Source organism: Burkholderia anthinoferrum (genome assembly GCF_002925705.1).
Classification (GTDB): Bacteria; Pseudomonadota; Gammaproteobacteria; order Burkholderiales; family Burkholderiaceae; genus Burkholderia; species Burkholderia semiarida.
In genome coordinates this window covers 49,016-72,029 of the sequence record NZ_LFZP01000011.1, presented here as the reverse complement: position 1 = coordinate 72,029, position 23,014 = coordinate 49,016, and the positions used below count along the sequence as shown (strand labels likewise).

The 23,014-nt window shown below is 68.4% G+C and carries 22 protein-coding genes and 1 riboswitch; of the genes, 13 read left to right on the top strand and 9 right to left on the bottom strand.

The features are described from left to right. Positions 1 to 58 precede the first annotated feature (58 nt). The 3 genes from C5F75_RS04265 to C5F75_RS04255 all read left to right on the top strand — a co-directional run bounded on the left by C5F75_RS04265 (position 59) and on the right by C5F75_RS04255 (position 3,718). Positions 59 to 823 (top strand): c-type cytochrome, encoded by a 765-nt coding sequence (locus tag C5F75_RS04265; protein ID WP_006477898.1) that lies wholly within the window; start codon positions 59 to 61, stop codon positions 821 to 823. A gap of 19 nt (positions 824 to 842) precedes the next feature. Further along, positions 843 to 2,141: a c-type cytochrome gene (locus C5F75_RS04260; RefSeq protein WP_059578646.1), complete on the top strand. Its 1,299-nt coding sequence runs from the start codon at positions 843 to 845 to the stop codon at positions 2,139 to 2,141. A 137-nt stretch (positions 2,142 to 2,278) separates the two neighbouring features. Beyond that, positions 2,279 to 3,718, top strand: a complete 1,440-nt coding sequence (locus C5F75_RS04255) for a DEAD/DEAH box helicase (protein ID WP_059578649.1) — start codon at positions 2,279 to 2,281, stop codon at positions 3,716 to 3,718. Here C5F75_RS04255 and C5F75_RS04250 read toward each other — a convergent pair. The 3 genes from C5F75_RS04250 to C5F75_RS04240 all read right to left on the bottom strand — a co-directional run bounded on the left by C5F75_RS04250 (position 3,712) and on the right by C5F75_RS04240 (position 7,082). Further along, on the bottom strand, positions 3,712 to 4,218 hold the full coding sequence (locus C5F75_RS04250; RefSeq protein ID WP_059578652.1) for a hypothetical protein: 507 nt from the start codon (positions 4,216 to 4,218) through the stop codon (positions 3,712 to 3,714). The two genes, C5F75_RS04255 and C5F75_RS04250, sit on opposite strands and share 7 nt — an antisense overlap. A gap of 70 nt (positions 4,219 to 4,288) precedes the next feature. After that, positions 4,289 to 5,116, bottom strand: coding sequence for a ferritin-like domain-containing protein (locus C5F75_RS04245; RefSeq protein ID WP_011546143.1), 828 nt, complete (start codon positions 5,114 to 5,116; stop codon positions 4,289 to 4,291). A 325-nt stretch (positions 5,117 to 5,441) separates the two neighbouring features. Further along, the gene (locus C5F75_RS04240; protein WP_059643124.1) at positions 5,442 to 7,082 is read right to left on the bottom strand and encodes a gamma-glutamyltransferase family protein; all 1,641 of its coding nucleotides are present in this window, start codon (positions 7,080 to 7,082) and stop codon (positions 5,442 to 5,444) included. A 213-nt stretch (positions 7,083 to 7,295) separates the two neighbouring features. Here C5F75_RS04240 and C5F75_RS04235 point away from each other — a divergent pair, with 213 nt between their 5' ends. After that, complete coding sequence (locus C5F75_RS04235; RefSeq protein WP_034208319.1) at positions 7,296 to 8,075, top strand: DeoR/GlpR family DNA-binding transcription regulator; 780 nt, start codon at positions 7,296 to 7,298, stop codon at positions 8,073 to 8,075. Between the two features lie 301 nt (positions 8,076 to 8,376). Beyond that, positions 8,377 to 8,574, top strand: a complete 198-nt coding sequence (locus C5F75_RS04225) for a hypothetical protein (RefSeq protein ID WP_006477892.1) — start codon at positions 8,377 to 8,379, stop codon at positions 8,572 to 8,574. A 90-nt stretch (positions 8,575 to 8,664) separates the two neighbouring features. Here the strand turns inward: C5F75_RS04225 and C5F75_RS04220 are convergent, their stop codons facing one another. Continuing rightward, positions 8,665 to 9,033: a hypothetical protein gene (locus C5F75_RS04220; protein WP_181035366.1), complete on the bottom strand. Its 369-nt coding sequence runs from the start codon at positions 9,031 to 9,033 to the stop codon at positions 8,665 to 8,667. A 162-nt stretch (positions 9,034 to 9,195) separates the two neighbouring features. Between C5F75_RS04220 and glpD the strand changes: the two genes are divergently transcribed. The 3 genes from glpD (at position 9,196) to C5F75_RS04205 (ending at position 13,130) form a co-directional block, all read left to right on the top strand. Further along, positions 9,196 to 10,719, top strand: coding sequence for a glycerol-3-phosphate dehydrogenase (glpD, locus tag C5F75_RS04215; protein WP_059643008.1), 1,524 nt, complete (start codon positions 9,196 to 9,198; stop codon positions 10,717 to 10,719). Between the two features lie 110 nt (positions 10,720 to 10,829). Further along, a complete protein-coding gene (glpK, locus tag C5F75_RS04210; RefSeq protein WP_059578659.1) occupies positions 10,830 to 12,332 on the top strand; it encodes a glycerol kinase GlpK in 1,503 nt (500 codons plus the stop codon). 81 nt (positions 12,333 to 12,413) lie between these two features. Then, a complete protein-coding gene (locus C5F75_RS04205; protein ID WP_011546148.1) occupies positions 12,414 to 13,130 on the top strand; it encodes an MIP/aquaporin family protein in 717 nt (238 codons plus the stop codon). Between the two features lie 42 nt (positions 13,131 to 13,172). Here C5F75_RS04205 and C5F75_RS04200 read toward each other — a convergent pair whose 3' ends face one another. Genes C5F75_RS04200 through C5F75_RS04190 form a run of 3 tightly spaced genes read right to left on the bottom strand, consistent with a single transcriptional unit; the run spans position 13,173 to position 15,873 of the window. After that, positions 13,173 to 14,441, bottom strand: a complete 1,269-nt coding sequence (locus C5F75_RS04200; protein WP_104011921.1) for an NAD(P)/FAD-dependent oxidoreductase — start codon at positions 14,439 to 14,441, stop codon at positions 13,173 to 13,175. A gap of 4 nt (positions 14,442 to 14,445) precedes the next feature. Beyond that, positions 14,446 to 14,754, bottom strand: coding sequence for a non-heme iron oxygenase ferredoxin subunit (locus C5F75_RS04195; RefSeq protein WP_059578663.1), 309 nt, complete (start codon positions 14,752 to 14,754; stop codon positions 14,446 to 14,448). Between the two features lie 36 nt (positions 14,755 to 14,790). Then, entirely contained in the window at positions 14,791 to 15,873 is a 1,083-nt protein-coding gene (locus tag C5F75_RS04190; RefSeq protein WP_104011920.1) for a fatty acid desaturase family protein, read from the bottom strand. A 172-nt stretch (positions 15,874 to 16,045) separates the two neighbouring features. Here C5F75_RS04190 and C5F75_RS04185 point away from each other — a divergent pair, with 172 nt between their 5' ends. The 5 genes from C5F75_RS04185 (at position 16,046) to C5F75_RS04165 (ending at position 21,083) form a co-directional block, all read left to right on the top strand. Further along, positions 16,046 to 17,110: a LacI family DNA-binding transcriptional regulator gene (locus C5F75_RS04185; RefSeq protein ID WP_104011929.1), complete on the top strand. Its 1,065-nt coding sequence runs from the start codon at positions 16,046 to 16,048 to the stop codon at positions 17,108 to 17,110. Between the two features lie 162 nt (positions 17,111 to 17,272). Further along, on the top strand, positions 17,273 to 18,280 hold the full coding sequence (locus C5F75_RS04180) for a hypothetical protein (RefSeq protein ID WP_059578667.1): 1,008 nt from the start codon (positions 17,273 to 17,275) through the stop codon (positions 18,278 to 18,280). Between the two features lie 37 nt (positions 18,281 to 18,317). Beyond that, a complete protein-coding gene (locus tag C5F75_RS04175; RefSeq protein ID WP_104011919.1) occupies positions 18,318 to 19,145 on the top strand; it encodes a TIM barrel protein in 828 nt (275 codons plus the stop codon). A 74-nt stretch (positions 19,146 to 19,219) separates the two neighbouring features. Then, positions 19,220 to 20,206, top strand: a complete 987-nt coding sequence (iolG, locus tag C5F75_RS04170; protein ID WP_104011918.1) for an inositol 2-dehydrogenase — start codon at positions 19,220 to 19,222, stop codon at positions 20,204 to 20,206. A 190-nt stretch (positions 20,207 to 20,396) separates the two neighbouring features. Next, positions 20,397 to 21,083: an HAD family hydrolase gene (locus tag C5F75_RS04165; RefSeq protein WP_059578675.1), complete on the top strand. Its 687-nt coding sequence runs from the start codon at positions 20,397 to 20,399 to the stop codon at positions 21,081 to 21,083. 72 nt (positions 21,084 to 21,155) lie between these two features. On the opposite strand, the gene ribB is transcribed toward C5F75_RS04165, so the two are convergent. Further along, positions 21,156 to 21,866, bottom strand: a complete 711-nt coding sequence (gene ribB, locus C5F75_RS04160) for a 3,4-dihydroxy-2-butanone-4-phosphate synthase (RefSeq protein ID WP_012329192.1) — start codon at positions 21,864 to 21,866, stop codon at positions 21,156 to 21,158. A 116-nt stretch (positions 21,867 to 21,982) separates the two neighbouring features. Continuing rightward, positions 21,983 to 22,132, bottom strand: a riboswitch (FMN riboswitch). Between the two features lie 192 nt (positions 22,133 to 22,324). Continuing rightward, positions 22,325 to 23,011 (bottom strand): helix-turn-helix domain-containing protein, encoded by a 687-nt coding sequence (locus tag C5F75_RS04155; RefSeq protein ID WP_059578678.1) that lies wholly within the window; start codon positions 23,009 to 23,011, stop codon positions 22,325 to 22,327. Positions 23,012 to 23,014 lie beyond the last annotated feature (3 nt).

The window sequence follows — 23,014 nt, the reverse complement described above, 5'->3', positions numbered from 1 at the left end:
TCCTGCCGTCCATGCGCCGAGCCGATCGTAGCCCGGACAAGGTCCCCGACGAATAAACATGGAGTCTCGTGTGTCTTCAAGACGCCTCTTCCGTCCGCTGCTCGCCGTTCTGATGATCGGCGGCGCGGGCCTTATGAGCGCTGCCCAAGCGCAGACCAAGCCCACGGAGCAAGCGCACGCCCAGCAGGCGCCGCTCAAGGCACCCGATACCATGGCCGAGCGCGTGCGCGGCTGTACCGCATGCCACGGCGTCCACGGCCAGGGCACGGACAACGACTATTTCCCGCGTCTTGCCGGCAAGCCGGCCGAGTACCTGTACAACCAGCTCGTCAACTTCCGCGACGGCCGGCGCAAGTACCCGCCGATGAACTATCTGCTCACGTACCTGAACGACGACTACCTGCGCGAAATCGCCGAGCACTTCTCGGCCGAGCGTCCGCCGTACCCGACGCCGGCGAAGCCGACGCTGCCGGCCGCGACGCTCGCACGCGGCAAGCAGCTCGTCACGCAGGGCGACCCGGCCCGCAAGCTGCCGGCCTGCGTGGCCTGCCACGGCGCGGGGCTGACCGGCATGCAGCCGGCGATCCCGGGCCTCGTCGGCCTGCACGCCGATTACCTGAGCGCCCAGCTCGGCGCATGGCGCTCGGGCAACCGCCACGCGAAGGCGCCCGATTGCATGCACGACATCGCCGCGAAGCTGTCCGACGAAGACGTGACGGCCGTGACCGCATGGCTCGCCGCGCAACCGGCGCCCGCCAACCCCGTGCCGGCCCCGGCGCGTTCGATGAAGACTCCGCTCGCCTGCGGCAGCGAACCGCAATAAGGCAAGGGAGACAGACACAATGAAACGCAAGTCCCTGTTTGCACTCTCGGCCGTCGCGATCGTCGCGGCTGCCGCCCTCGTGCCGGTCCTGTGGCCGGGCAACGACACGCTGCACGGCGCTGCCGCCGTCGCGGCCACGCCGGCCGACCAGGCCGCGCTGATCAAGAAGGGCGAATACCTCGCGCGCGTCGGCGACTGTATCGCGTGCCACACGGTGCGCGGCGGCAAGTCGTTCGCGGGCGGCCTGCCGATGGCGACGCCGTTCGGCACGATGTACACGCCGAACATCACGCCGGACGACCAGAACGGTATCGGCAAGTGGACGTCGGACGACTTCTACCGCGCGATGCACACGGGTCGCTCGAAGGACGGCAGCCTGCTGTATCCGGGCTTCCCGTTCGCGAGCTACACGAAGGTCACGCGCGCCGATTCGGACGCGATCTACGCGTACCTGCGTTCGGTCCCGCCGGTGTCGGTGCCGAGCCGTCCGCACGAACTGAAGTTCCCGTTCAACAACCGCAACCTGCTGATCGGCTGGCGCACGCTGTTCTTCAAGGAAGGCGAGTACAAGCCGGATCCGACGAAGTCGGTCGAATGGAACCGCGGCGCGTATCTCGTCGAAGGCCTCGGCCACTGCTCGATGTGCCACACGTCGATCAACATGATGGGCGGCCCGGTGAACTCGTCGGCGTTCGCCGGCGGCCTGATCCCGCTGCAGAACTGGTATGCGCCGTCGCTGACGAACGACAAGGAACTCGGCCTCGGCGACTGGCACGTGCAGGAGCTGTCCGACCTGCTGCAGGCCGGCGTGTCGCAGAAGGGCGCGGTATTCGGCCCGATGGCGGACGTGGTCCACAACAGCCTGCAGTACATGACCGACGAAGATACGCGCGCGATGTCGACGTACCTGAAGTCGATCCCGCAGAAGGCTGAAGCGCCGAAGAACATGCAGTACGAGCCGTCGAAGCAGTTCGGCAACGCGCTGTTCGAACAGGGCAAGAAGATCTACGCGGACAACTGCGCGACCTGCCACGCCGAAAACGGCGCGGGCAAGCCGCCGGCCTATCCGCCGCTCGCGGGCAACCACTCGATCATGATGGAATCGGCCGTCAACCCGATCCGCATGGTGCTGAATGGCGGCTACCCGCCGAGCACGTTCAAGAATCCGCGTCCGTACGGGATGCCGCCGTTCGCGCAGTCGCTGTCGAACCAGGAAGTCGCGGCGGTTGTCACGTATATCCGGATGTCATGGGGTAACAACGGTACGCCGATCTCGCCGCAACAGGTGAGCGATCTGCGTTCCGCGCCGCTCGACTAAGAAGCGGCGCACACAAACGGGGCGCGGCTGCGGGAAACCGCGGCCGCGCCCTTTTGCTTTTTGGCTGTTTTGCGATGCAGGTTTGCCGCGCGGGCCGCGCGATGCATCGCCGATCATAAAACTCAAGAGTGGTATCTATGTCTTTCGAATCTCTCGGCCTGGCCGAACCGCTGGTCAAGGCGGTCAACGAGCTCGGCTACACGTCGCCGACTCCGATCCAGCAGCAGGCCATTCCGGCCGTCCTCGGCGGCGGCGACCTGCTCGCCGGCGCGCAAACCGGCACCGGCAAGACCGCCGGCTTCACCCTGCCGATCCTGCAACGCCTGCACACGTTCTACGCCGAGCACCGCGGCGCGAAGCGCGCGGTGCGCGCGCTGATCCTCACGCCGACGCGCGAACTCGCCGCCCAGGTCGAGGAAAGCGTGCGCGCGTACAGCAAGTACCTGAAGCTGCGCTCGACCGTGATGTTCGGCGGCGTCAGCATCAATCCGCAGATCGATGCGCTCAAGCGCGGCGTCGACATCGTCGTCGCGACGCCGGGGCGCCTGCTCGACCACATGCAGCAGAAGACCATCGACCTGTCGGATCTCGACATCCTCGTGCTCGACGAAGCCGACCGGATGCTCGACATGGGCTTCATCCACGACATCAAGCGCGTGCTCGCGAAGCTGCCGCCGCAGCGCCAGAACCTGCTGTTCTCGGCCACCTTCTCCGATGAAATCAAGGCGCTCGCCGACAGCCTGCTCGACTCGCCCGCGCTGATCGAGGTCGCCCGCCGCAACACGACCGCCGAGAGCGTCGCGCAGAAGATCCACCCGGTCGACCGCGACCGCAAGCGCGAACTGCTCACGCACCTGATCCGCGAACACAACTGGTTCCAGGTACTCGTGTTCACGCGCACCAAGCACGGCGCGAACCGGCTCGCCGAGCAGTTGACGAAGGACGGCATCAGCGCGATGGCGATCCACGGCAACAAGAGCCAGTCGGCCCGTACGCGCGCGCTGGCCGAGTTCAAGAACAGCACGCTGCAGGTGCTCGTCGCGACCGATATCGCCGCGCGCGGGATCGACATCGACCAGTTGCCGCACGTCGTCAACTTCGATCTGCCGAACGTGCCGGAAGACTACGTGCACCGGATCGGCCGCACGGGCCGCGCGGGCGCGACCGGCGAAGCCGTGTCGCTCGTGTGCGTCGACGAGAAGCAGTTGCTGCGCGACATCGAGCGGCTGATCAAGCGCGAGATTCCGCAGGAAGTGATCGCGGGCTTCGAACCCGATCCGAACGCGAAACCGGAGCCGATCCAGCAGCGCCGTGGCCAGCAGCAGCCGCGTGGCGGTGGCGGCGGCAATCGTCAGCCGCGTGCCGGCGGCTCAGGCCAGCCGGCCGCGAAGCGCGACGGCAACGCGCAACCGAAGGCCGCGCAGCAGAAGGCCGCGAAGCCGCGCACGCAAGGCGGGGCCGGCGGCAATGGCGGCGGACGTCCGGCAGGCGGCGGCAACGGCGCCCGCCCGGCAAGCGGCAACGCCGCGCATCCGAACCGCAACCGTTCGTCGCGCAGCGGCCAGCGCGGTCACTGAAGCCGCGCGGCCGCGCGCCGCAGGTGCTCGATCTGGCGTCGCCAGCGTGCGAGCACCGCGGCGCGCTCCCCTTCCAGCGTGAACGTGACGCCTGTCGCGAGACGCGCATAGCCGACCCGCTGCGCATCGCCGTGCGCGATCGTCGCAGCGAATCCGGCCAGGCCGCCGAAGTCTCCTTCGAGCGGCGCCATCTCCAGTTGCGCCTGAAAGAACGCACCGTCCGCGACGAGCGTCAACGCGGCCGTGCGCCGCTGCGCGATCGCGCGCGCCGCCCGCGACTGCGGCCAGAGCGCGATCAGCAGCGTGCGTGCATCATGTGCGTAGATCTCGCCGACGCCGAGCAGCGTCGTGCGCAACTGGCCGTCGTCGGTCGCGACGATCAGCGACGCGGCGAGGTCGGCATGACGCTCGAGCGCGGTGCCGTCGAACAGCGACACGACGGCGGGTGGCCACGCGTCGAACGTCCATTGTTCGAGCGCGTGGCGATGGGTATCGGTCATGATGGCGTGGCCCGGGCGCGAATCGGATGAGAATCCGCCAGCATACGCGCGACGGGCCGTGCCGCGGCGATCAGCGCAGGAAAACGTGCCGCGTGATCTTCGTGAGCGGATAGTGGACGCCCGGCTGGATCTTCGCGGGCAGGTCGAGCGGCTTGAGCAGCATCTTCACGCACATGTCGGCAGACAGGTTGCGCCGGACGAGCGAATTGATGCGTGCGGCGCGCTCGCGGTTGTATTGGCTGTCGCCGACGCGATCCGGATAGCGGATCGCGAACACGTGGCGCAGCGCGATCTCGGAATCCTCGTTCTTGATTTCCATCACGCGGCGCGCCAGCGCCCCGAGGACCGCGAGCCGGCCGTTGCCTTCGACCTGGTTGTACTTCTTGAAGAACTTGAAGAAGTGCTTGTAGTGACGCACTTCGTCCGTACGGATGTTGTCGGTGATTTCCTTCAGCACCGGCTCGTCCGAGCATTCGTTGATCGCGCGATAGAGCGTGGCCGTGCCCGTCTCGACGACGCAGCGTGCGACCATTTCGAGCGCGCGGGTTTTTTCGAACGCCTCGACCGAGCAGGTCTTCGAATACTCGGCGAAGAAATTCGCGAAGGCCGTATCCCAGTCGAACTCGGGCCACACGTGCGCGATATACGCCTTCAGCGCGCGGCCGTGCTGCAATTCTTCGGGCTCCCATGCATTGTTGAGCCATGCGGAGACTTCCGGATCGTCATTGAAGAATTCGCTCAGATTGCTCGTATAGAGATCCGAGCCGCTTTCGATGAACGACGACGCGCACAGCAGCAGCAGCAAATCCTCGTTCGCGGCGGCACGCTGACGATCGATCCGGTTCAGGTCGATGTCCTCGATACGCCACGGCATCACATGCGTCGTTTTGGTGTCCATGGTGGTGCGCTCCCAGTCGTCGCGCGGAGGCCGGCCCATGCCTGGGGCACAGGCGCCAGCCGATCCGCGGCGGCGTTTTACTTGCGTTTATAGTGAGTCGGTCCGGCCGAACCATTCTGGCATCTTAGCCGGACTTTCATGTTCGTGCTCCAAAGCACTGACCATACCCGACAGGCGCAGTTCCACGGCGTCCGTTGCCGTTCGTTAGATGAGACCTTCAAACCGCTTGCGCGCGTTCGATGGCATGCGCCGCGCCAAACGAAACGGGCGGCCGCCGGGCCGCCCGTGATGCCGGGAAACTGCAAGGAAAGCTGGAAGCGATCCGTCAGAAACCGGCCGCCAGCCCGTCGCGCCGGCTGTCGCTCGCGGCCACGTAGCCGCGCTCCGGATCGTCGGGATCGAGGCGCCAGACGAACTGCCCCGAACCGAAATCCATGTACGGGTCGTCGATCGACTTGATCGTATGGCCGCGGGCGGCCAGCCCGTCGACGGTCGCGCGGTTCATCGTCGCCTCGACGTCGAGCGTGAAATCGCGGTTGACCTTCCAGCGCGGCGCGCAACACGCGGCCTGCGGTTGCTGGCCGTAGCCGAGCATCCGCACGACGGTCTGCAGATGGCCTTGCGGCTGCATGTCGCCGCCCATCACGCCGAAGCTCATCACGGCCTCGGTACGGCCGTTGGCCTGCTCGGTGACGAACGCCGGGATGATCGTGTGGAACGGCCGCTTGCCGCCCGCGACGACGTTCGGCGAAGCCGGGTCCATCGAGAAGCCGTGCCCGCGGTTCTGCAGCGCAATGCCCGTACCGGGCACGACGAGCCCCGAACCGAAGCCCATGTAGTTCGACTGGATGAAGCTCACCATCATCCCGCGCTCGTCGGCCGCCGACAGGTAGATCGTGCCGCCCGAATGCGGGCGGCCGGCGGCGAAGTGCGTCGCGCGCGCGCGATCGATCAGTTTCGCGCGTTCGGCGAGATAGGCGTCGTCGAGCATCTGTTCGGGCGTGACGTCCATCGCGCGTGGATCGGCGACGTAGCGATAGACATCGGCGAACGCGAGCTTCATCGCCTCGATCTGCAGATGCTGCGAATCGACCGAGTCGACCGGCCATTCGGTCACGCCCGCGTGCTCGGCGATGCCGAGCGCGATCAGCGCGGCGATGCCCTGCCCGTTCGGCGGAATCTCGTGAATCGTGTGGCGGCCGAAGCGCTTGCCGATCGGCTCGACCCATTCCGGCCGGTACGCGCGCAGGTCGGCTTCGGTCAGCGCCCCGCCGCCCTCGCGCGCGAACGCGGCGAGACGCTCGGCGAGCGCGCCTTCGTAGAACGCCCGGGCGCCTTCCGTCGCGAGCGTGCGCAGCGTCTGCGCATGACCGGGCAGGCATACGCGTTCGCCGACGAGCGGCGCGCGGCCGCGCGGCATGAAGGTGTCCGCGAAACCCGGCAGGCCCCGCAGTTCGGGGACGGCCGCCGCCCACTTGTGCGCGACGATCGGCGGCACCGAATAGCCGCGCTCCGCGATCTCGATCGCCGGCTCGAGCAGGTCCGCGAACGGCAGCGAACCGAACTTCGCGTGCAGCGCTTCCCACCCCGCGATCACGCCCGGCACGGTGACGGTGTCCCAGCCGCGCGTCGGCTTGTTCGCGATGCCGCGCGCGTCCTCGCCGTGGCGCTGGCGGAAGTAGTCGACGTTCCATGCGGCCGGCGCGACGCCCGATGCATTGAGTCCCGACAGTCGCTCGCCGTCCCACACGAGCGCGAACGCATCGCCGCCGAGCCCGCACGACACCGGCTCGACGACGGTGATCGCGGCGGCCGCGGCCAACGCCGCGTCCACCGCGTTGCCGCCCTTCCACAGCATCCGCAACCCGGCCTGCGCGGCCAGCGGGTGCGACGTCGACACGACGTTGCGCGCGAACACCGGGATGCGGGTAGTCGGATAAGGGTTGTGCCAGTTGAAGTCAGTCATCGATGCCACCTTGTCGAAAACGGGATGAACGCGCGCCCGCACGCGCGGGCCATCCGCCATTGCAGCGCGATCGGCACGATCGCACAAATTCATTTGTCACATGAATCCATGCCATTTCCGCATGAATCATGCGCACCGACGCCCGGCAGGCCGGCCGAACGCCGTTGCCGCCCTTACAATACCCGCTCCGTCTCACGACACGACCATCGAGCCATGACCCGAGATCCCCGCCTCACCCTCAACGCGCGCCAGCAGGAATTGCTCGAATGGGTGCAGCGCGACGGCTTCGTGACCGTCGACGATCTCGCCGCGCACTTCGCGGTGACGCCGCAGACGATCCGCCGCGACGTGAACTGGCTCGCCGACCTGAACCTGCTGCGCCGCTACCACGGCGGCGCGAGCCTGCCGACCAGCTCGGAGAACGTGTCGTACACGGCGCGCCAGCGGATGTTTCACGACGAGAAGCGGCGCATCGCGGCGCTCGCGGCGTCGCACATCCCCGACCAGGCGTCGCTGTTCATCAACCTCGGCACGACGACCGAGGAAGTCGCGCGCGCGCTGAACCGCCATCACGGGCTGCACGTGATCACCAACAACCTGAACGTCGCATCGATGATGAGCGGCTACCCCGACTGCGAGGTGCTGATCACGGGCGGCATCGTGCGGCCGTGGGACAAGGGCATCGTCGGCGAGCTCGCGATCGACTTCATCCGCCAGTTCAAGGTCGACTACGCGATCATCGGCACGTCGGCGATCGAGGCCGACGGCACGCTGCGCGATTTCGACACGCGCGAGGTGCGCGTCGCCGAGGCGATCATGCAGCATGCGCGCACGGTCTACCTCGTGACCGACCATTCGAAGGTCGGCCGCCCGGCGCTGGTGCGCCAGGGCCACCTGAGCCAGGTGCACGCGCTCTTCACCGACAAGCCGCTGCCGCCCGACATGGCCGACACGGTCGCCGCCGCCGGCACCCAGGTGTACGTCGCGGAATGACGGTCGCGATGCTGCACCGCACCTGAAACTTCAAGTGAAATCAAGAAGTTGGCGCCGCGCGCGAACCGCTTGTGGCATGCGCTTCTGTCAAACGGAAAATTAACGGGGCACGATTTGTCGTTGCCCGCGCGCTCGACTAGACTCCAGTTCCCCGGCCCGTTCGCCGATCCGCCTGTGCCAGGGCGGTGCGAATCGCAGGCCGGCGAATGCAGCTTTTCCCCCCAAGCCATACCCTCGCGGGGTATCGCGCGGCGGCGTATACGCCGGCCGCGCGGGCAGTCCGATTGCCATGGAGAGAACGATGCTGAGTCCGCATGAATTCGCCACGCTCTTGCTTGTAAAGGACGCGCCTGATCAGCGCGACATGGATCGGGATGAACTGGACATCCTGCTCGAACAACAACTCGTCCGCCTGGAAGGGCTCGGCTCGGGGCGCAAATACTGCGTGACCGAGACCGGCGACGCCGCGCTGCGATCCATCAAGTACCGCTATTCGTAAGCCCGCTGTTCCCGACCTGACCTGATCGCGCGGCCGGATTCCGGCCGCGCGGTCGTTCTGCCTCCCGCCTGCCCGTCGCCGCCGCCGGCTTCAGCCGCCGCGCAGCGTCGGATCGACCGCCGCCCGCCAGCTGATGGCCTGCGCGCGTGCGCCGTTGAAATACGCGATCCAGCCGGCGCGCGCCGCCGCGTCGGGCGCCGCATAGTGGGTCGAAAGTTCGTTTACGAACGCACAATAGTTCGCTTCGGTCAACCCGCGATACCGTTTCGCGACGTACGCGTCGTACAGCGTGGAGTACACCGGCTGCGCGTCCGCGCCCCAGTCGCGCGCCGCGCCGCCGCACGACGTCTGCAGCTCGACGAACGACGGCGCCCGCCAGTTGCCCGCGAGCGGCGGCGTCCCCGCGCCGCATCCCGCCAGAAGGACGGCGCACACGCCGGCCCACATCCCAATACGCATGATTCACCTCGCGAAACGGTCGATTCCGTCAGTATCGTCCGGGATCGTGTCGCACGCTACTGGCCCCGCTTTTTCGAACTTTACTTTTTCGATTTCGTTCGTTAAATTTCGAATTCGAACATTTCATGTTCGCCCCATTTCAACAGACGATAAGGACAGCAGGTGACCCAACCGAATCGCTACGATCTGCTCGTCGTCGGCGGCGGCATCAACGGCGCGGGGATCGCGCGCGATGCGGCCGGCCGCGGCCTGTCGGTCATGCTCTGCGAACAGGACGACCTCGCGTCGCACACGTCGTCGTCCAGCACCAAGCTGATTCACGGCGGCCTGCGTTACCTCGAGTACAACGAGTTCGGGCTGGTGCGCAAGGCGCTGCAGGAGCGCGAGACGCTGCTGCGCGCGGCGCCGCACATCATGTGGCCGCTGCGCTTCGTGATGCCGCACATGCCGAACCTGCGTCCGGCCTGGCTGATCCGCATCGGCCTGTTCCTCTACGATCACCTTGCGAAACGCGAACTGCTGCCCGGCTCGCGCGGCATCGACATGCGCCGCCATGCGGCCGGCGCGCCGCTGATCGACTCGATCAAGCGCGGCTTCGTGTATTCCGACGGCTGGGTCGACGACGCGCGCCTCGTCGTGCTGAACGCGATGGATGCGAAGGAACGCGGCGCCGAGATCCTGACGCGCACGAAGCTCGTTTCCGCCGAGCGCCGCGGCGACGAGTGGGAAGCGCGGCTGCAGCACGCCGACGGCTCGATCCGCGTCGTGCATGCGCGCGCGATCGCGAACGCGGCCGGCCCGTGGGTCGGCGACGTGCTGCACGGCGCGCTCGGCCGCGGCGCGCATCACAGCGTGCGGCTCGTGAAGGGCAGCCACATCATCACGCGCCGCCTGTTCGATCACGATCACGCGTACATCTTCCAGAACCCGGACAAGCGGATCATCTTCGCGATTCCGTACGAGCACGATTTCACGCTGATCGGCACGACCGACGTCGAGTACACGAACGATCCCGCGAAGGTCGCGATCGATCGCGACGAGACGCAGTATCTGTGCGATTCGATCAACCGCTACTTCAAGCGCAAGATCTCGCCGGCCGACGTGCACTGGACCTATTCGGGCGTGCGTCCGCTGCTGGAGGACGAGAACGCGGCGAACGCGTCGGCCGTCACGCGCGACTACCGCCTCGAGCTCGACGACGGCGCGGGCGCCCCGCTGCTGTCGGTGTTCGGCGGCAAGATCACGACGTTCCGCAAGCTCGCGGAAGAAGCCGGCGACATGCTGTGCCGCGCGCTCGGCCGCGACGCGAAGCGCTGGACGGCCGGCGTCGCGCTGCCGGGCGGCGACATCGCGGACGCGAAGTTCGACGTGTTCGCCGGCGCGTTCGCGAAACGTCACCCGTGGCTGCCCGCCGCGCTCGCGCGCCGCTATGCGCGTGCGTACGGCACGCGTGCGGAACGCGTGGTGGAAGGCGCGAAGTCGCTCGCCGATCTCGGCGCCGAAATCGCGCCGGGCATCCACGACGCCGAGCTGCGCTACCTGCGCGACGCCGAATGGGCGACCTGCGCGCAGGACGTGCTGTGGCGCCGCTCGAAGCTCGGCCTGCACGTCGCGCCCGGCACGCTCGATGCCGTGACCGCCGCGGTCGACGCGTGGTTCGCCGCCGCGCATGCGCCGCACGCGTGACTCGAACGCAAATTGCAGTTGCAGTTGCCTGACCGACGTTGATTCACCGACGCGCCGCCCCAAGCGGCGCGCATCACAACTAAGCCGATCCACGGATGGAGATGAGAGACATGCAGGACCAGTACATCCTCGCGCTTGACCAGGGCACCACGAGTTCCCGCGCGATGCTGTTCGATCGCCAGGGCAATATCGTATCGATCGCCCAGAAGGAATTCGAACAGATCTACCCGCAACCCGGCTGGGTCGAGCACGACCCGCAGGAAATCTGGTCGACGCAAGCCGGCGTCGCCGCGGAAGCCGTCACGCGCACGGGCCTGAACGGCACGTCGATCGCGGCGATCGGCATCACCAACCAGCGCGAAACGACGATCGTCTGGGATCGCGAGACGGGCCAGCCCGTCTACAACGCGATCGTGTGGCAGGATCGCCGTACCGCCGACTTCTGCGACTCGCTGAAGAAGCAGGGCCTCGAAGCGAAGGTGCGCGCGAAGACCGGCCTGCCGATCGACTCGTATTTCTCGGCGACGAAGATCCGCTGGATCCTCGACAACGTGCCGGGCGCGCGCGACAAGGCGCGCCAGGGCAAGCTCGCGTTCGGCACCGTCGACAGCTGGCTCGTGTGGAACTTCACGAAGCACGAGCTGCACGTGACCGACGTGACCAACGCGTCGCGCACGATGCTGTTCAACATCCATACGCGCGAGTGGGACAACGAGCTGCTCGAACTGCTCGACATCCCACGCAGCATGCTGCCGGAAGTGAAGGCGTCGTCGGAGATCTACGGCCACACGAAGACCACCGTGTTCGCATCGAAGATCCCGCTCGCGGGCATCGCCGGCGACCAGCACGCGGCGCTGTTCGGCCAGATGTGCACGACGTCGGGCATGGTGAAGAACACCTACGGCACCGGCTGCTTCCTGATGATGAACACCGGCGACAAGCCGATCGAGTCGAAGAACAACCTCGTCACGACGATCGCGTGGCAGATCGGCGACGACGTGCAGTACGCGCTCGAAGGCAGCATCTTCATCGCGGGCGCGGTCGTGCAGTGGCTGCGCGACGGCGTCGGCCTCATCAAGACGGCCGCGGAAATCGAAGCGCTCGCCGCCAGCGTGCCGCATACCGACGGCGTGTATCTCGTACCCGCGTTCGCCGGCCTCGGCGCGCCGCACTGGAACGCGCGGGCGCGCGGCTCCGTGTTCGGCGTCACGCGCGGCACGAGCGCCGCCCATCTCGCCCGCGCGGCGCTCGATGCGATCGCGTACCAGTCGCTCGACGTGCTGGCCGCAATGGAAGCCGATTCCGGCATCAGCATCGGCGAGCTGCGCGTGGACGGCGGCGCGAGCGCGAACGATCTGCTGATGCAGTTCCAGGCCGACCTGCTCGGCGTCGACGCGGTGCGTCCGCAGATCACCGAGACGACCGCGCTCGGCGCGGCCTACCTCGCGGGCCTCGCGATCGGCTACTGGAAGAACCTCGACGAAGTACGCGACCAGTGGCAGCTCGATCGCCGCTTCGCCCCGTCGATGCCCAAGGAGCAGGTCGAGCAGCGCATGGCCGGCTGGCAGCGTGCGGTACGCGCCGCGAAGGCATGGGCCGACGACGCCCAGTAACCCGAATCAATCCAGACGAAATACAACAACACCGGCGGACCGCGCGATGCGCGAGTCCGCCGTGACATACGAGAGACAACCATGTCACCTTATATTGCGGAATTCATCGGCACGGCGATCCTCGTGCTGCTCGGCAACGGCGCGGTCGCGAACGTGCTGCTTGCCAAGACCAAGGGCAAAGGCGCGGACCTGATCGTGATCGTGATGGGCTGGGCGATGGCGGTATTCGTCGCGGTCTACGTGACCGCGTCGTTCAGCGGCGCGCACCTGAACCCGATCGTCACGATCAGCCTCGCGCTCGCGGGCAAGTTCGCATGGTCGAAAGTGGGCGGCTACGTGCTCGCGCAGATGCTCGGCGGGATGGCCGGCGCGCTGCTCGTGTGGCTCGCGTATCGCCAGCACTTCGCGAAGGAAGCCGATGCGGACCTGAAGCTCGCGGTGTTCTGCACGGCGCCCGCGATCCGCAGCACCACGCACAACGTGCTGACCGAAGCGATCTGCACGTTCGTGCTGATCCTCGGCGTGCTGTATCTCGCGTCGCCGCAGGTCGGCCTCGGCGCACTCGACGCGCTGCCCGTCGGCCTGCTGGTGCTCGGCATCGGCATCTCGCTCGGCGGCCCGACCGGCTATGCGATGAGCCCCGCGCGCGACCTGTCGCCGCGCATCATGCATGCGCTGCTGCCGATTCCCGGCAAGCGCGACAGCGACTGGCGCTATGCCTGGGTGCCCGTCGTCGGCCCGCTGCTCGGCGGCGCCGCGGCAGCCGGGCTGTATCTGCGCCTGCACGCGATGGCCTGATCGCCGTTTGAACGAAGCGCGCGGCGTTCACTGCCGCGCGCTTCACGCCCCTCCTTTGCGCGACCGGTCATTCACGGCCGTCACCAGCGACTTCAGCTTCACGCCGACGTTCGCGACCGCCGCCGGCGTCACGTCGATCCCGCGCTCGACCAGCATTCTCGCCACGCGCATTTCTTTCGCGAATCCCGCCGCACGGCCGAAGCCGCTCGCCGCGACGAGCCGCGCGAGCGCATCGAAATGGAAGTGGATTTCCGCATCGTCGCCGAGCCCGCGCGCGACCGACTGCACGCCGAGCGCCGGCTCCCCGGCCACCTGCAACTGCGCATCGTATTGATCGGACCAGAACCACGGCGTGTCGCGATACGGCTCGCCCGCGCCGAGCATGTTGCGGGCGGCCACGTGCGCCTGCGTCTCGGCGCCATGCCACGTCTCCTGCCGAACCAGCCGCCCCGATAACGCGCTCGGAAACACGGCGACGTCGCCGGCCGCGTAGATGCCGCGCGCCGACGTCTCGAGCTGCGCGTTCACGACGATCCCGCGCTCGACCGCGAGGCCCGCGTCGCGCGCCAGCGCGTCGGCCGGTTCGATGCCGATGCCGGTCACGACCGTGTCGGCAAGCAGCGCGTCGCCGTCGTCGAGCAAGACGGCCAGCGCCCCGCCCGAGGTCCGCTCGATCGCAACGGGCTTGCGGTTCAGACGGATCGCCACGCCGCGCTCGTCGTGAAGCGCATGCACGCGCGTCGCGATGGCTTCCGGCACTGCCCGGCCGAGCAGCCGCGGTGCCGCATCGAGCACGGTCACACGGCAGCCGCGCTGCCGCGCCGACGCCGCGACTTCGAGACCGATGAAGCCGCCGCCGACCAGCACGATCCGTGCGTCGGGCACGAGCCGCGCGCCGAGCGCCGCCGCGTCGTCGAGCGTGCGCAACGCGACCACGCCGTCCAGCGCCGCGCCCGGAATGGCCAGACGGCGCGCGCTGCCGCCGGTCGCCAGCAGCAGCGCGTCGTAGCTGAATCCATGCCCGCCCGACACGTGCACTTCGCGTGCATGCGGGTCGATGCGCTCGACGGTCGCGACGATCCGCTCGATGCGGTCGGCCGCCCACGCCTCGGCATCGCGCAACCGGCATTGCGCCGCGCTATGCTCGCCCGTCAGCACGCCCTTCGACAACGGCGGCCGCTCGTACGGCGGGTGCGGCTCCGCGCCGATCAGCACGATGCGCCCGCGCCAGCCGGACGCGCGCAGCACCTGCGCCGCGCGGCCGCCCGCATGACCCGCGCCGACGATCGCCATTACCCGGTCGTGGCTCATCGCGTCACACCTCGATCAGGATGCGACCGTCTTCGATCTTCGCGCGGTACGTGCGCAGCTTCTCGCACGCGGGCGCGGACAGCGGCCGGCCGTCGCGTACGTCGAAGCGACCGTTGTGCTTCGGGCATTCGATCACGTGATCCATCACGAACCCGTCCGCGAGATGTACGTGCTCGTGCGTGCACAGGCCGTCGCTCGCGTATACCTGGCCGTCGATCCGGTAAATCGCGTACGTGCGGCCTGCGTGATCGAAGCGCGCGACGTCTTCGTCGTCGATGTCGTCGAGCGCGCCGGTGTCGATCCATTGCGTCATGGGGTGTGTCTCCTTCGTCGGGATGGTCGGTAGCTGTCATGCACGCGCGGCATCGGGCACCGGCCGCACGACGTAATCGGACGGATCGCGCGTCTGCCGGACCAGGGCCGGCACGATCTCCGCATACGCGGCGAGCGTGCTGCGGTACGGCGGCGGCATGTCGGCCTTCACGGCTTCGTGCAGCTTCGGCAGCGCATGGAACGGCACCATCGGGAACATGTGGTGCTCGACGTGATAGTTCATGTTCCAGTACAGGAAGCGGAACACCGGGTTCATCATCACGGTGCGGCAGTTGCGCCGGTGATCAAGCACGTTCTCCGGCATGCCCGCGTGCTGCGTGAGGCCGAAATACAGGTACAGCCATGCGCCGTAGAGGCTCGGCAGCCCGATGTAGAGCAGCGGCAGGACCGTGTGCCAGTACATCGCGGCGCCCGTCACGAGCGCGTAGATCGCGAGATGGATGCGCGACTCGCGCACGACCTTCGGCCATTCCGATTCAGGCACGTAGGTGCGCTCCTCGTCGTCGAGCCGGCCGGTGACCGACGCCGCGATCATCTTGCGCAACTCGCCGGCCACGTGCTTCAGCGCGACGACGTTCAGCACGAGCGCGAGCCAGTCGGTCGGCTTCGGCGCGGCGATTTCCGGATCGCGCCCGACGACCAGCGTATCGGTGTGATGGCGCGCATGACTCCAGCGCCACGCGGTTGCGCGGCGGAACACCTGGAACGACGCGACCTGGTACAGCGCGTCGTTCATCCAGCGCGTGCGGAACGCGGTGCCGTGCCCGCATTCGTGCCAGCGCGAATCGGCCGGGCTGCAGTAAAGGGTGCCGTACACGAAGAACGCCGGGATCGCCCATGCCGAATGCGCGTGCCACGCCAGCCACGCGAGCGCGCCGCTGATCGCAATCGCCGCGTACCAGATCAGCGTGTCGCGAATCGCACGGGCGTCGCCACGCTGCATCAACTGCTTCATCAGCGGCCGCGGCACCGCGCACCGGTACCACGCGGCGTTGACGAGCCCGGCCGCGTGCGCGCGCTCGCCCGCGCCGCCGATCATTCGGTATTCCTGACGGCGCGCCGCGTTGCGCTTGCGTGCCGGGTCGTCGGTAGGGGCCACGTCTGTCTCCTGGGGTTCTTGTGCGATGCAAGCGCGACACGCGCTGCCATGGAATCAAAATTAGGCGCCCGGCTTCCGCTGCTCAATCGAAACGTTGACGAAATTTCGCCATCGCGTTAGCGTTCCCGGCAACGCCACGCGATCGATGGCGCCTATCACGATGGAGACGACCATGGCAGGTGAATCCGGGCCGCGCTGGCGCAAGCGCACCGCGCGCTTCGACGAGATCGCGGCGCTCGCCGGCGTCAGCACGACGACCGTCGACCGCGTGCTGAACGAGCGCGGCAGCGTCTCCGCGCAGGCGCGCGAACGCGTGGTGGCGGCCGCGCGGCAGCTCGGCGTGCCGCGGCAGCTGCCCGACACGCGGCACGGGCTGATCCACGTCGACGTACTGCTGCCGGACACCGACGCGCCGTTCTTCCGGCGGTTGCAGCAAGCGCTGCAGCGCTCGCTGCAGATGCTCGACCGGCGCGTGGTCGTGCACCGGACGATCCTGCCCGCCGCGGACGACGCGCGCGCCGCCGCGCTGATCGAACGGCCCGCGTACCGGCGCGCGGCGCTGATCGTCACCGCGCACGACACGGCCCGCATGCGCGACGCGCTGGCCGCCGCGATCGCGCGGGGCGAGACCGTCGTCACGATGGTCACCGACATCGGCGGCATCGACCGCGCGCACTTCGCCGGCATCGACAACTATCGCGCCGGGCGCACGGCCGGCTACTACATCGGCCGTCTCGCGGCGCGCCCCGGCCGCGTGCTGCTGCTCGGCGGCCGCATGGGCTACCGTGCGCACGCCGACCGGATGGCCGGCTGCCGCGACCAGCTTGCCGACGCGTTCGCCGCCGTGCGCTGCGACGACGCGCCGGTCGAGACGCTCGACCAGGACGACCGCTGCTACCGCGCGGTGTCGAAGGCGCTGCAGGCGCACGACGACGTGGTCGCGATCTACAACAGCGGCGCCGGGTCGGCCGGGATCGAGGCGGCGCTGCGCCGGGCCGGCGCGATCGGGCGCGTCGTATGGATCGGCCACGAGATGATCGATCTGCACCGCACCTTCATCGAAGCCGGTGCGATGGATCTCGCGATCGACCAGGATCCGGACGGGCAGGCGATTTCCGCGCTGCAGCACGTGCTGCATGCATGCGGCATCGTCGAGGCGCCGCCGCCGGACGACCCCGTCGAATTCCGCGTGTTCTGTCCGGCGAACGTGAGGACGAGCGCGTACCTGCAGCCGTGAACCCGCTGCACGGCATGCGGCATGCGGCGTGCGGCCCGGCGCGTGCATGCGTCGAAAAAATCGATCGCCGCATTGGCGATTTTTCGTCAACGTTTGTCATGCAGCCCGCGCCGCGCGTCCGTACATTGGCAGCCATCCACGAACAACGACGGACAGGAGACGATGGCTGAACCGATCCTCATCGGCGTGAATCTCGACGGCGTGCTCGAACACGACGGGCTGCCGCCGCCCACGCCCGCCGAGCGCTTCCGGATGGTCGCCGCCGCCGGCGTGTTCGACTACGTCGAAAAGAACCCGGTGCGCGGCGAGGACCTGTCGCCATATTTCGCGCTGGTCGAGCGCCACGCGCTGCCGATTCGCGTGATCGGCGGCATCTGGTGCGCGGGCCGCGACGAAGCGCATGTCGCCGAGATCGTCGCGGCGGGCGCGCGGTTCGGCAGCACGGTGCTCAACTGTCAGCTGTTCGCGCATCACGCGGACGGCCATCCGCTGTCGGATCGCGAAGTCGCCGATTTCTACCTGCGCGCCTATGCATGGGGCGAACCGTCCGGCTGCCTGCCGAGCCTCGAAGTGCACGTCGACATGTGGAGCGAGGATTTCGCGCGGGTTGCACGCGTCGCGCGGCATGTCGAGCAGGCCGGCGCGCCGTTCCGTATCACGCTCGATCATTCGCACCTGCTGTTCAAGATCGGCAATCGCGCCGAACTCGACGCATCGGGCCTGCACGAATCGGCCGACGGCGGCCGCGCGATGCTCGACCCCGCATCGCCCGCCGCGATCTACGCCGACTGGATCGCGCGCGGCTGGGTCCGGCATGCGCATGCGCGCAGCGTCGTGCCGAACAACCCGGACAATCGCTGGATGCGCCGCGCGGACGGCCGGCCCGGACGCGGCATCCAGTACCCGTTCGTCGCGCCGCCGCCGGGCGCGTACCACGGCGAATGGCGTGCCGAGTCGCTCGATCCATGGAAAGCCGCGCTGCGTCAGTTGCTGCAGGCGCGGGGGCAGGCCCATGCGCAAGCGACACCGCTCGAGCAGATCAGTTGCGAATTCATCCCGTTTCCCGACTACGGCGGCGGCGCACGCTATTCGATCTTCGACAACAACGTCGCGTGCGCGCACTGGCTGCGCGACACGTGGCACGCACTCGCCGCGCGCGCCGGCGCCTGATCCGAACCCGCCCCACTCAAGCCCCAAGGACAGAACGATGACGCGAGCCTTGCACTTTTCGCTGAACCGGATGAGCGCGCCGCGCTTGCCGCTCGACCGCTACGTCGCGCTGTGCCGGCGCCTCGGCGTCGACACGATCGAGATCCGCAACGATCTCGACGGCGTCGAACTCGCCGACGGCACGCCGGCCGCCGCCGTCCGCGCGACGGTCGAAGCCGGCGGCGTGACGATCCTGACGATCAACGCACTGCAGCGCTTCGAGCAGTGGAATGCCGAGCGCGCCGACGAGGCGACCGTGCTGGCCGACTACGCGGCGCAATGCGGCGCGCGTGCGCTGGTGCTGTGCCCAACCAACAGCCGCGCCGACACGCGCGACGAGCACGCCCGTCACGCGGACCTCGTCACGGCGCTGAAGACATTGAAGCCGATCCTCGAAGCCCGCGGCCTGCTCGGCTTCATCGAGCCGCTCGGTTTCGAAGAGTGCGCGCTGCGCCGCAAGTCGGACGCGGTGAAGGGCATCTACGCGGCAGCGGGCGAACCGGTGTTCCGGCTCGTGCACGACACGTTCCACCATCACCTCGCCGGCGAGGACGTCTTCTTCCCGAACCTCACGGGCCTCGTGCACCTCTCGGGCGTCGAGGAAGCCGACCTGCCGGTCGAGCGGATGCGCGACGGCCACCGCGTGCTGGTCGGCGGCGCCGACCGGCTCGGCAACGTCCGCCAACTGCGCGAGCTGCTCGCGCGCGGCTACTGCGGTGCGTTGTCGTTCGAGCCGTTCGCGAACGAGATCGCCGAAGCCGACGACATCGAGGAGCGGCTGCGGGCAAGCCTCGACTACGTGCGCGGCGAGCTGGCGGATCGCTGAGCGGACCGTCGCGACGGCGTGCGGCCCACGCCGGTCGCGCATCGGCAAGACAGGAAAATCCACGGGAGAACGGAATGATCGAATTCGCTTTGTTCGGCGCGGGCAGGATCGGCAAGATCCACGCGGCGAATCTCGCGCGCCATCCGGGCGCGACACTGAAGTACGTGATCGACCGGCACGCGCCGTCGGCGGACGCACTCGCTCGCGCGCACGGCGCGCAGGCAACCGACGTCGAACGCGCGCTGGGCGACGCGTCGGTGCGGGCCGTCGTGATCGCATCGAGCACCGATACGCACGCGGACCTGATCGTCGCGGCCGCGAACGCGGGCAAGGCCGTGTTTTGCGAAAAGCCGGTCGACCTCGCCGTCGAACGCTCGCGTGCATGCGCGGACGTCGTGCGGCGCACCGGCGTGACCTGCATGATCGGCTTCCAGCGCCGCTTCGACCCGACCTTCGCGGCGCTGAAGGCGCGCGTCGAGCGCGGCGAGATCGGCGCGCCTGAAATGCTGGTCGTCACGAGCCGCGACCCGGGCGCGCCGCCGGCCGACTACCTCCGCAGCTCGGGCGGCATTTTCAAGGACATGCTGATCCACGACTTCGACGTGTTCCGCTGGATCCTCGGCGACGAAGCGCACACGCTGCATGCGACGGGAAGCTGCCTGACCGATCCGGCCGTGCACGACGCCGGCGACATCGATTCGACCGCCGTGACGATCCGCACGCGGCGCGGATTGCTGTGCCAGATCAACACGTCGCGCCGCGCGGCGTACGGCTACGACCAGCGCTTCGAACTGCTCGGCAGCCGCGGGATGCTGCAGGCCGGCAACGTGCGGCCGACCGAGGTGAGCGCGTGGCTTGCCAGCGGCATCGCGACGGACGTGCCGGAGCCGTTCTTCCTGGAACGCTACCGGCATGCGTACGCGGCCGAGATCGCGCACTTCGTCGACGCGTTGCGCGACGGCACGCCGGTCAGGACGACGATCGACGACGGGCTCGCCGCGCTCGAACTGGCCGAAGCCGCGATGACGTCTTGGAAAACGGGGCGCGTGATCGAGCTGTAACGCCGCGAACGGCGGCCGCGATCCGGGCAAGCGGACCGCGGCCGCCGCGCAAGCGCCGGCCGTCCGGCACAACCTGCCGCACGGCACGGCCGCATCGGGCAAATTTGCCGCCACGTCGCGCGGCGTGCGCGTGAAAGCACGTATGATGGCGAATCGATCGGCGTCGCCGATATCCCGCGTTTTCATCACCATGCTCGATCACCTCATCTGCGACTGCGACGGCGTGCTCGTCGACAGCGAAGTCATCGCCGACCGCGTGCTGCTCGACACGCTGTCCGCCACGTTCCCGAACCTCGATTTCGAAGCCGCCGCGAAGTCGGCATTCGGCCAGCAGACGTCCCGCTTCCTCACCGGCATCGAAGCCCGCTTCGGGGTCGAGATGCCCGCCAACTTCATCGAGACCGTCGAGCACAACATCGAAGTCGCGCTCGCGCAATCGCTCGCGCCGATCAGCGGCGTGCGCGACGCGCTGCTGAAGATCACGCTGCCGGCCGCCGTCGTGTCGAACAGCCGGCTCGCGCGCGTGCGCAGCTCGCTCAAGCGCGCCGCGCTCACCGAGATCTTCGGCGAACGCGTGTTCAGCGCCGAACAGGTCGCGCGGCCGAAGCCCTACCCCGACGTGTACCTGCACGCAGCGCACACGCTCGGCGTCGCGCCGGCGCGCTGCGTCGTCGTCGAGGACAGCATCTCGGGGCTGAATGCCGCGCGGGCGGCCGGGATGAAGACGATCGCGTTCGTCGGCGCGAGCCACATCCCCGACAACTACGCGGACGCGCTGCGCGCGATGGGCATCACGCGGATCATGCGCAGGATGGACGAACTGCCGGCGCTCGTCGAAGCCGGCATGCGCGGCGAATTCGGCGACGTGCAGTCCTGATCGTCATTCGGGCCGGTTCGGGTCGATCCGGCCGCGCCACGGGCGCGCGAACCCGCCCGCGTTTCCTTCCGCTCAGGCCGGCTCGCAGCAGCGTTCGCGCGCGGCGGCCAGCGCCTCGCGGAACGCGACGAGTTCCGCGATCGTCAGCATCGGCAGCCCGTGCCGTTGCGCGAAGCGCTCGACATCGTCGCCGCGCGTCATCGTGCCGTCCGGATTCATCAGCTCGCACAGCACGCCGGCCGGCTTCAGGCCCGCGAGGATCGACAGGTCGACCGTGCCTTCGGTGTGACCGCGGCGCGCGAGCACGCCGCCCGGTTGCGCACGCAACGGAAACACGTGGCCGGGGCGCACGATGTCGTGCGGCTTCGCGCCGTCGGCGATCGCCGCGCGGATCGTCGTCACGCGGTCGGCCGCCGACACGCCGGTATGCACGCCTTCGCGCGCCTCGATCGACACGGTGAACGCGGTGCCGTTGCGGCTTTCGTTGGTCTGCACCATCGGCGGCAGCTCCAGCGCACGCACCGTGTCGTCGGTCAGGCACAGGCACACGATGCCGCTGCACTCGCGAATCAGCAGCGCCATCGTCTCGGGCGTGATGCGCTCGGCGGCGACGATCAGGTCGGCCTCGTTCTCGCGGTCGTGGTCGTCCTGCAGCACGACCGCGCGGCCCGCGCGCATCGCGTCGAGCGCGGCGGCGATGCGCGGCGGCACCGGTTCGGAATCCAGCAGAGGGAGATCGGCAAAGGCGTCGGCAGGCGCCGACGAAACGGACATCAAGGACATGTGAAACGCTCCTCGCAAAGACGATTTGGGCGAAAAACGTTTCAGGGCATTGCAAACAGACAGAACGACAACCCGCTTCGCGCGCGGCGAAGCGGCCCTGACGGACATGACTATCTGCACATCTTCTCTCATCCGGACTGTGACCGTCGGCTCTGGCATTCGACCAGATCTGCTGACCCCGCGCGAAATGCGCGGGCGCTCGCGGGCTCGCCGGCTTACGCCAGCCTACCGCCGGTGGGGAATTTCGCCCCGCCCTGAAGACGCACTGATTGCCGGACGGGAACGCCCCGTGACCGGCGGGCCAAGCATACAACAGCCGCACACGACGCGCAGCGAATGACCGGTAAAACCTTACTGACGACCCCGTCTAACGGCATCGTCCGAACGGCCGACGCGCGCACGCGGCGTCTCCCGCGCAAACCGGGGACCGCAACGCTCGCGCCGCGCGACCCGCGCGATCAGTTGGCGGCCGCGTGCGCCGCGTCGGGCACGAGCCAGCGCGGCGGCACCTCCGGGCTCACCGTCACGCGGAACGCACGCGCTTCGCTGTCGCCCGGGTTGCGCAGGCTGTACGGCTGATCGGCGTCGAACACGATCGCGTCGCCGGTCGCCAGCAACTGGCGGCGATCATGCACGCTGACTTCGAGCGTGCCTTCGCTGACGACGAGATTGACCGTCGTGCCCGGTGCGCGGCGCGCGCCGGGTTCCGTATGCAGCGGCGCGATCCGCAGCTCGTGGAATTCGGCCGCGGCCGGCTCGCCTTCCGGATACAGCGCACGCGCCGAGAAGCGGCCGTTCGAGCTGACGACGCGCGACGCGCGCTCGGCCGCCAGGTGCTCGAACCCGTTCACCGCATGGCGCCGCAGGAACGCGGCGACCGACACCTTCAGCGCCGCGGCGATCTTGCAGAGCACCTTGATCGACGGCACGCTGCGCGCCGATTCGATCTGCGCGAGCATCGCCCGCGACACGCCGGACAGCCGCGCGAGCGCATCGAGCGACAGTTGCCGCTCGGCGCGCAAGCGCGCGAGGTTCACGCCGACGACCTGCTCGAGCGCGTCGAGCGATGCGGACGCGCGCAGGTCGGCGCCATTGCCGGACTCGAAGGAAGACACGTCGCGCACGAGCGCCAGGGATGAAGACATAGC

What these genes read in the sequence shown, in the direction of transcription:
- iolG (WP_104011918.1), top strand. Translation starts at nt 19,220, where the DNA reads ATGATCGAATTCGCTTTGTTCGGCGCGGGCAGGATCGGCAAGATCCAC.
- C5F75_RS04265 (WP_006477898.1), top strand. Translation starts at nt 59, where the DNA reads ATGGAGTCTCGTGTGTCTTCAAGACGCCTCTTCCGTCCGCTGCTCGCC.
- glpK (WP_059578659.1), top strand. Translation starts at nt 10,830, where the DNA reads ATGCAGGACCAGTACATCCTCGCGCTTGACCAGGGCACCACGAGTTCC.
- C5F75_RS04255 (WP_059578649.1), top strand. Translation starts at nt 2,279, where the DNA reads ATGTCTTTCGAATCTCTCGGCCTGGCCGAACCGCTGGTCAAGGCGGTC.
- C5F75_RS04195 (WP_059578663.1), bottom strand. Translation starts at nt 14,754, where the DNA reads ATGACGCAATGGATCGACACCGGCGCGCTCGACGACATCGACGACGAA.
- C5F75_RS04155 (WP_059578678.1), bottom strand. Translation starts at nt 23,011, where the DNA reads ATGTCTTCATCCCTGGCGCTCGTGCGCGACGTGTCTTCCTTCGAGTCC.
- C5F75_RS04260 (WP_059578646.1), top strand. Translation starts at nt 843, where the DNA reads ATGAAACGCAAGTCCCTGTTTGCACTCTCGGCCGTCGCGATCGTCGCG.
- C5F75_RS04240 (WP_059643124.1), bottom strand. Translation starts at nt 7,082, where the DNA reads ATGACTGACTTCAACTGGCACAACCCTTATCCGACTACCCGCATCCCG.
- C5F75_RS04220 (WP_181035366.1), bottom strand. Translation starts at nt 9,033, where the DNA reads ATGCGTATTGGGATGTGGGCCGGCGTGTGCGCCGTCCTTCTGGCGGGA.
- C5F75_RS04180 (WP_059578667.1), top strand. Translation starts at nt 17,273, where the DNA reads ATGGCTGAACCGATCCTCATCGGCGTGAATCTCGACGGCGTGCTCGAA.
- C5F75_RS04185 (WP_104011929.1), top strand. Translation starts at nt 16,046, where the DNA reads ATGGCAGGTGAATCCGGGCCGCGCTGGCGCAAGCGCACCGCGCGCTTC.
- ribB (WP_012329192.1), bottom strand. Translation starts at nt 21,866, where the DNA reads ATGTCCTTGATGTCCGTTTCGTCGGCGCCTGCCGACGCCTTTGCCGAT.
- C5F75_RS04165 (WP_059578675.1), top strand. Translation starts at nt 20,397, where the DNA reads ATGCTCGATCACCTCATCTGCGACTGCGACGGCGTGCTCGTCGACAGC.
- C5F75_RS04250 (WP_059578652.1), bottom strand. Translation starts at nt 4,218, where the DNA reads ATGACCGATACCCATCGCCACGCGCTCGAACAATGGACGTTCGACGCG.
- C5F75_RS04200 (WP_104011921.1), bottom strand. Translation starts at nt 14,441, where the DNA reads ATGAGCCACGACCGGGTAATGGCGATCGTCGGCGCGGGTCATGCGGGC.
- C5F75_RS04175 (WP_104011919.1), top strand. Translation starts at nt 18,318, where the DNA reads ATGACGCGAGCCTTGCACTTTTCGCTGAACCGGATGAGCGCGCCGCGC.
- C5F75_RS04245 (WP_011546143.1), bottom strand. Translation starts at nt 5,116, where the DNA reads ATGGACACCAAAACGACGCATGTGATGCCGTGGCGTATCGAGGACATC.
- C5F75_RS04205 (WP_011546148.1), top strand. Translation starts at nt 12,414, where the DNA reads ATGTCACCTTATATTGCGGAATTCATCGGCACGGCGATCCTCGTGCTG.
- C5F75_RS04225 (WP_006477892.1), top strand. Translation starts at nt 8,377, where the DNA reads ATGCTGAGTCCGCATGAATTCGCCACGCTCTTGCTTGTAAAGGACGCG.
- C5F75_RS04235 (WP_034208319.1), top strand. Translation starts at nt 7,296, where the DNA reads ATGACCCGAGATCCCCGCCTCACCCTCAACGCGCGCCAGCAGGAATTG.